At 69.8% G+C, this 5,482-nt stretch carries 5 protein-coding genes; all 5 read left to right on the forward strand.

What is annotated here, in order from left to right; genetic code table 11:
- On the forward strand, positions 1–651 hold a 651-nt coding region (locus ACFE67_RS02075), incomplete at its 5' end, for a hypothetical protein (protein ID WP_375405211.1).
- A gap of 66 nt (positions 652–717) precedes the next feature.
- Entirely contained in the window at positions 718–1,056 is a 339-nt protein-coding gene (gene csrA / locus ACFE67_RS02080; protein ID WP_375405212.1) for a carbon storage regulator CsrA, read from the forward strand.
- A gap of 260 nt (positions 1,057–1,316) precedes the next feature.
- Positions 1,317–2,840 (forward strand): GspE/PulE family protein, encoded by a 1,524-nt coding sequence (locus tag ACFE67_RS02085; protein ID WP_375405213.1) that lies wholly within the window; start codon positions 1,317–1,319, stop codon positions 2,838–2,840.
- Positions 2,827–3,984 (forward strand): type IV pilus twitching motility protein PilT, encoded by a 1,158-nt coding sequence (locus ACFE67_RS02090; protein WP_375405214.1) that lies wholly within the window; start codon positions 2,827–2,829, stop codon positions 3,982–3,984. Before ACFE67_RS02085 ends, ACFE67_RS02090 begins: the two co-directional genes overlap by 14 nt.
- A complete protein-coding gene (locus ACFE67_RS02095; RefSeq protein ID WP_375405215.1) occupies positions 3,981–5,207 on the forward strand; it encodes a type II secretion system F family protein in 1,227 nt (408 codons plus the stop codon). The genes ACFE67_RS02090 and ACFE67_RS02095 overlap by 4 nt, the downstream gene beginning before the upstream one ends.
- The last annotated feature ends 275 nt before the right edge of the window (positions 5,208–5,482 follow it).

The following is a 5,482-nucleotide window of genomic DNA, read 5'->3' on the forward strand; positions in this document are numbered from 1 at the left end:
GCCTCCGTGCCCGTCAAGGTGCTGGAGGCGGCGCCGGTGCGGCAGGCGCCGGCCCGCCGCCCGCCGGCCCCCCTGCCGACCCCGCCAGGGCCGCCGACGCCCGCCGAGGTCGCGGCCGTGCAGCAGTACGTCTGGGCCACCACCAAGCCGCGGTCGCGGATGGGCCGCACGACGCCGGGATCGCCCCCGCCGCAGCGGAACCGCGCAGGCGACCTGCTGCTGCTCGTCGGCATCGGGGAGGACCCGATGCGCGTCGCGAAGGGGCTGCGGGACCGGATGCAGAAGGGGTACCTCTGCGACGGCGGCTCGATCGAGGGCAACACCCGCCGCCGGGTCGACGACCGCCGAGGGGCCGTCGCCGCCCGCGCCTACGGAGTCCGCAGCGACCAGCCGGTGATCGTCGCCTACGGCGTCGGCCGGGGCCCGCTCGCGGAGGAGGAGCTCGAGCAGCTGCTCTCGATCGACAGCGACCAGGCGTGGCTGGTCGTGGACGCGGCGCGCGAGCCCGAGGAGACCCTCGAGTGGACCGGCCGCCTGCGCGGCCGCCTCCAGGTCGACGCGGTCGCGAGCCTCCGCGTGCAGCGCGGCGTGCAGCACGAGGCGCTCACCGCGATCGGCCTCCCCGAGGCCTGGCGCGAGCTGGCCGGCTGACGCGGCACCGTTTTGTAGGAAGGTCGTTCCTACAAAACGGCGAATGGCCGCCGGTAGGCTCTCGGGATGCTGGTGCTCACGCGGAAGAAGGGTGAGCGCGTGATGATCGGGGACGACATCGTCGTCACCGTCATCGATGTCCGGGGCGATGGGGTGCGCATCGGGTTCGACGCCCCGCGCGGCGTCAGCATCCAGCGCGCCGAGGTCGTCTCCGCCGTCAAGGCGGCGAACACCGGTGCGGCCGCGTCCGCCGCGCAGACCGGCGACCTCCTCGTCGGCCTGCTCAACAAGGCGCGGAAGCCGGAGGGGCTCGCGGCTCCGGCGCTCGAGGCGCCGACGACGCCGTCCCAGCCGCAGCCATCCGGCCCGCCGCCGAAGCCGACGCCGCCCAAGCCCCGCGACTGAGCGCTTCCCGTACCTCGGGTTGTGCCTGCAAGTCCAATCTTCGAGGCCGGGGGGAGCGCGACGAGGGCTCGCACTTTTCGTCTTCCAGGAGTTTTGGCGCAGCCAAAACTCCTGAAAGACGAAAAGTGGGGCATGACCCCCCGCATTGGGGCGCCTCCCTTTGGGTGTTCCGGAGCCCCGCTGCCGTTTCCTAGCCTGTAGCACCTGGACACCTTCGGGTGTCCGTCGACGTCTCGAACGTCGAGCGGGGAGGAGCGGACATGTCGACCATCACGCCGAACGGCGCGAACGTGTTCAGTGCGCCGTTCGTTGAGATCCAGGAGTACCCGATCGACCGCGAGGCGGCCGTCAGCGTCTCCGCGAACCTCTGCCGGCGCCATCGGCTGCTGCCGATCGCCCGCGAGGGCGGCACGCTCATCGTGGCGATGGCGGATCCGAACGACATCCTCGCGCTCGACGACGTCTCGGCCGCGACACGGATGCGCATCCGCGCGGTGACCGTCGACGCGAAGGATCTCATCACCGCGATCGACCGCTACCACCGCGCGGACGACGAGCTGAGCGACCTGCAGAACGAGCTCTCGGAGCAGCGCGCCTACGGGGACAACGCCTCCGCGGTCGTCGAGGACGAGGAGGCGCCGATCGTGCGCTTCGTCAACCTGCTCATCTCCCAGGCGATCCAGGACCGCGCGTCGGACATCCACATCGAGCCGGGGGAGAGCGAACTCCGCGTCCGCTACCGCATCGACGGTGTGCTGAAGGAGGTGCAGTCGGTCTCGACCTCCATCCAGAGCGGCGTGCTCTCCCGCCTCAAGATCATGGCCGAGCTCGACATCTCCGAGCGCCGCAAGCCCCAGGACGGCCGCATCTCGGTCGTGCACCAGAACCACAAGATCGACCTCCGCGTCGCGACCCTGCCGACCGTGTACGGCGAGAAGGTCGTCATGCGGATCCTGGACAACTCGGGCAGCGCGCGGAACGTCTCCGACCTCGGCATGTCGGACCGCAACCTGAAAGCGTTCCGCGGCGGGTACACGCGCCCGAACGGCATGGTGCTCGTGACCGGGCCCACCGGCTCGGGCAAGTCGACGACGCTGTACACGGCCCTGCAGGACGTCTCGAAGTCGACGGTGAACGTGATCACCGTCGAGGACCCGGTGGAGTACCGGATCGCCGGCGTGAACCAGGTGCAGGTGAACCCGAAGGCCGGGCTCACATTCGCCTCGGCGCTGCGCAGCATCCTGCGGAGCGACCCTGACATCGTCCTGATCGGCGAGATCCGGGACCACGAGACCGCGCAGATCGCGGTCGAGGCGTCCCTCACCGGCCACCTCGTGCTCTCCACGCTGCACACGAACGACGCCCCCTCCGCGGTGACGCGCCTGATCGAGATGGGCATCGAGCCGTACCTGGTCGGTTCCGCGCTGGCGACCGTCGTCGCACAGCGCCTCGCCCGGCGGCTGTGCGAGAAGTGCAAGCGTCCGGCGGCCTACAGCGAGGAGACGCTGATGCAGATCGGCCTCATCCTGGAGGAGGACGAAGAGCTCTACGTGCCCGTCGGCTGCTCGAACTGCGCGAACACGGGCTACCGCGGCCGCATCGCCATCCACGAGGTGATGACGGTGGGGGAGCAGGTCGAGCGGCTCGCCATCGATCGCGCCTCGTCGAGCGAGATCGCCCGTGCCGCGATCCAGCAGGGCATGGTCTCCCTGAAGCAGGACGGCTGGAACAAGGCCTGCGCAGGGCTCACATCGATCGAGGAGGTCCTCCGTGTCGTCGCTTGATGAGGTTCGGGAGGCGCTACCGGGCCTCGTCCGGCTCGACACCGCGCTCAGCGCGGTCATCGGCATGCGGGGATCGGACCTGCACGTCGCAGCCGGTGCGCCGCCCATGGTGCGCGTCGCCGGTGCGCTGCGACCCGTCCGCAACGTCGGGTCGTGGACCGCGCAGGACGTGCGCGACATCCTGACCGCGGCGATGTCGGCGGACCAGCTCGCGCGGTTCGAGCGCGACCTCGAGCTCGACTTCGCCTACGCGCTCGGCGACCGGGCCCGCTTCCGGGTGAACGTCTACCGGCAGCGGGAGGCGTGGGGCGCGGCGTTCCGGCTCATCCCCACCGACATCAAGTCCTTCGGCGACCTGGGCCTGCCGGAGTCGATCGGCAGCTTCGCCGACCTGCCCCGTGGTCTCGTGCTCGTCACCGGCCCGACCGGTTCCGGCAAGTCGACGACGCTCGCGGCCCTGATCGACCGCGCGAACGAGACGCGCCCCGACCACATCATGACGATCGAGGACCCGATCGAGTTCGTGCACACGAGCAAGACCGCGCTCGTGAACCAGCGGGAGGTGGGCACCGACACCCACAGCTTCGGCGCCGCGCTCAAGCACGTCCTCCGTCAGGACCCGGACATCATCCTGCTGGGGGAGCTGCGCGATCTGGAGTCGATCTCCGTGGCGCTCACCGCTGCGGAGACCGGCCACCTCGTCTTCGCGACGCTGCACACCTCCGACGCCGCGCAGTCCATCGACCGCATCGTCGACGTGTTCTCCGCCGACCAGCAGCAGCAGGTGCGGATGCAGCTGTCGCTGGTGCTGCAGGGGGTCGTCTGCCAGACGCTCGTGCCGCGGGCGGACGGGCAGGGCCGCTGCGTCGCGGTGGAGATGCTGCGGGTCACGTCGGCCATCTCGAACCTGATCCGCACCGGCAAGACCAGCCAGCTGCTCACCGCCATGCAGACCGGCAGCGCGCTCGGTATGCAGACGATGGACCAGCACCTCGCCACCCTGATCGCCGCCGGAACGATCACGCTGGAGGCCGCGGAGGCGAAGGCGCAGGACATCAACACCCTCCGGCAGATGGTCGGGCCGATGCGCTCGAGGACCGGCGGGGACCTGTTCGCCGGGATGGGCATGGGTGGTCTCCGATGAACGCCAGCGGCCAGAAGACGTACGCCTACCGCGCGCGGCAGCCGGGCGGGAAGCTGGTGAAGGGCTCGCTGAGCGTGCCGAGCGAGGCCCTTGCCGTCATGAAGCTGAACGGCATGGGACTGATGCCCATCCAGGTGCTCGAGAAGGGCACCGGCAGCGGCCTGAACGCGGAGATCTCGTTCGGCGGCCGTCACGTCGGCCTGCAGCCGCTCGCGATCGCCACCCGACAGCTGGCGACGATCACCGCGGCCGGCGTCCCGCTGCTGCGCGCTCTCAGCGTGGTGAGCGAGCAGACCGAGCACGCGAAGCTCCGGTCCCTGCTCGGCGAGGTCGCGCGCGACGTCGAGCAGGGCAAGTCGTTCTCCGACGCCCTCGACCAGCACCGGGAGTTCCCGCTGCTGCTCGTCAGCATGATCCGTGCCGGTGAGGCCGGCGGATTCCTCGACACCTCGCTGTCCGCCATCGCGGACACGTACGAGAAGGAGGCGAAGCTCCGCCAGACGATCAAGTCGGCGATGACCTATCCGATCGCGGTGCTCTGCATCGCCGTCCTCGCCGTCGTCGCGATGCTGCTGTTCATCGTCCCGGTCTTCAAGAGAATGTTCGAGAGCCTGGGCAGCAAGCTGCCGCTGCCGACGCAGTTCCTCGTCGACCTCAGCAACCAGATGGTCTGGCTGCTGCCCCTTCTCGCCGTGCTCGGCTTCGGCGGCACCTTCTGGTGGCGCGCGAACAAGGACAAGGACAGCGTGCGGCGCATCGTGCATCCGATCCTGCTGAAGATCCCGGTGTTCGGGCAGCTGCTGGCGAAGATCGCGATCGCCCGGTTCGCGCGGAACCTCGCGAACATGACCGCGGCGGGCGTGCCGCTGCTGCGGGCGCTCACCATCGTCGGGCAGTCCTCCGGCAACTGGGTTCTGGAGCAGGTCGCCGTGCGGCTCGCAGAATCCGTGCGGACCGGCAACTCGCTCGCCGCGCCGCTCGCTGCAGAGAAGCTGTTCCCGGGCATGGTCGTGCAGATGGTCGCGGTCGGGGAGGAGTCCGGCTCGATCGACATGATGCTCGCCCGGGTCGCCGACTTCTACGAGACCGAGATCGACGCCACGGCCGAGGCCCTGACCTCGCTGATCGAACCGATGCTGATCACCGTGCTCGGCGTGGTCGTGGGTGGCATGGTGATCGCGCTGTACCTGCCGATCTTCAGCATCGCCTCGACGCTGAAGTAATCCGCCCGTCCCGGGCTCGCCAGGGGCCGCGCTGAATCGAATTCGGCGCGGCCCTTCGACGTGTGCGCTCCGGTTCGGCGCCAATGCGCGGTCTCCCGCCGTTGTGGCACGCGGACGGGGGGTGTTTCGCTGGCGTGCCGTCGGCCGCGCCCACGGGATCCTGATCCCGTGCAGCAGTGAGCCGACCGCTTCGAGATCCGCCCCGCCGACTGGGGTCAGTGAATGTCGGAAACACCCCTACTCGGGGCCTGCCTTTTTGATTGGCGCGACTTTAC

Source organism: uncultured Amnibacterium sp. (assembly GCF_964244015.1).
In the GTDB taxonomy this organism is placed as follows: Bacteria; Actinomycetota; Actinomycetes; order Actinomycetales; family Microbacteriaceae; genus Amnibacterium.